Source organism: Dietzia sp. UBA5065 (assembly GCA_002415925.1).
Classification (GTDB): domain Bacteria; phylum Actinomycetota; class Actinomycetes; order Mycobacteriales; family Mycobacteriaceae; genus Dietzia.
Genome location: DIAZ01000070.1, coordinates 2646 through 4345, shown reverse-complemented (window position 1 = coordinate 4345; position 1700 = coordinate 2646). Strand labels below are relative to the sequence as shown.

The 1700-nt window shown below is 67.4% G+C and carries 2 protein-coding genes; one reads left to right on the top strand and one right to left on the bottom strand.

From position 1 onward, the window contains the following. Positions 1–857: class II fructose-bisphosphate aldolase (gene fbaA, locus B4M60_RS05200; protein WP_291080948.1), on the bottom strand; the 857-nt coding region annotated here is incomplete at its 3' end. Between the two features lie 171 nt (positions 858–1028). Between fbaA and B4M60_RS05195 the strand changes: the two genes are divergently transcribed. Continuing rightward, on the top strand, positions 1029–1685 hold the full coding sequence (locus B4M60_RS05195) for a DedA family protein (RefSeq protein ID WP_291080950.1): 657 nt from the start codon (positions 1029–1031) through the stop codon (positions 1683–1685). Positions 1686–1700: the final 15 nt, after the last annotated feature.

Genomic DNA, 1700 nt, shown 5'->3' with positions numbered 1-1700 from the left:
CGGGTGAACGCGTACTGGGTGTCGGTGTCGACGTTCATCTTGATGACGCCGTAGCTCAGCGCCTCCTCGATCTCGCTCTTGGCCGAGCCCGAGCCGCCGTGGAAGACGAAGTCGAACGGCAGGTCGCCCTCGCCGAGGCCCAGCTTCTCCACCGCGACCTCCTGGCCCATCTTCAGCACCTCGGGGCGCAGCTTCACGTTGCCCGGCTTGTACACGCCGTGGACGTTGCCGAAGGTGGCGGCCAGCAGGTAGCGCTGCCCGGTGTTGCCCGCGCCGAGCGCCTCGATCGTGGCCTCGAAGTCCTCGCGGGAGGTGTACAGCTTCTCGTTGATCTCGTTCTCGACGCCGTCTTCCTCGCCGCCGACGACGCCGATCTCGATCTCGAGGATCTGGTTGGCGTTGGCCGTCTTCTCGAGGAGTTCCTTGGCGATCTCGAGGTTGCGGTCGAGCGGGGTGGCCGAGCCGTCCCACATGTGGGACTGGAACAGCGGGTTCTTGCCGGCGTCGACGCGCTCCTGGGAGATCTGGATGAGCGGGCGGACGAAGGTGTCCAGCTTGTCCTCGGGGCAGTGGTCGGTGTGCAGCGCCACCAGGATGTCGTACTTCTCCGCGATGATGTGCGCGAACTCGGCGAGCGCGACCGCGCCCGTGACCATGTCCTTGACGTTGAGGCCGGAGCCGAACTCGGCGCCACCGGTGGAGAACTGGATGATCCCGTCGGAACCGGCGTCGGCGAAGCCCTTGATGGCGGCGTTGATGGTCTCCGAGGAGGTGCAGTTGATCGCGGGGTAGGCGAAGCCCCCTTCACGGGCCCGGTCGAGCATGTCCTTGTACTGCTCCGGGGTGGCGATAGGCATTGACGATCCTCCAGAAGTCGGCGCTGAGATTCACCCCATCCTACGAGGTATCGCGAGGTCGCGGGCCCCACCCGGCCCGACGGGGGCACGGCTTCAGCCGATTCCCAGGGGCGGACGGATACGATTCCCGTCGTGAACACCCATCTGTTGGCCGACCAGGCCCAGCACGTCATGGCGCTCGGCCCCGGATTCATGGATCCCGAGTTCTGGCTGTCCGGCGACGGCCCGTTCGGCAAAGCCATCCTCCCGGCCCTGCTCGCCGTGGTCTTCATCGAGTCGGGCCTGCTGTTCCCGTTCCTCCCCGGAGACTCGCTGCTGTTCACCGCGGGGCTGCTCACCCAGCAGGACAACCCGTTCGCCCCGCTGTGGGTGGTGCTGGTGACCGCCCCGATCGCGGCGTTCCTCGGCGACCAGGTGGGCTACTTCATCGGCAACCGCTGGGGCCACCACCTGCGGGAGCGGCCGGACGGGCGCCTGTTCAAGCAGGCCTACATCCATGAGGCCAACGCGTTCTTCGAGAAGTGGGGCCCCGCCACGATCATCCTCTGCCGGTTCGTGCCGATCGTCCGCACGTACGCGCCGCTGGTGGCCGGCATGGCGGGGATGCGCTACCGCGTGTTCGTCACCTTCAACGTGGTGGGGGCGGTGCTCTGGGCCGCGGGCGTGACGGCGCTCGGCGCGTGGCTCGGGCAGTTCGACTTCATCAAGGAGCACATCGACTTCATCCTCATCGGCATCGTGCTGGTGTCCGTGCTGCCGATGCTCATCACCGCCGTACCCAAGCTCATCGCCCGCATCCGCAAGCGTCCCGCCGCCCCCGCCGCCTGAGCGGTCCGCGGTCAG

What these genes read in the sequence shown, in the direction of transcription:
- B4M60_RS05195 (WP_291080950.1), top strand. Translation starts at nt 1,029, where the DNA reads ATGGCGCTCGGCCCCGGATTCATGGATCCCGAGTTCTGGCTGTCCGGC.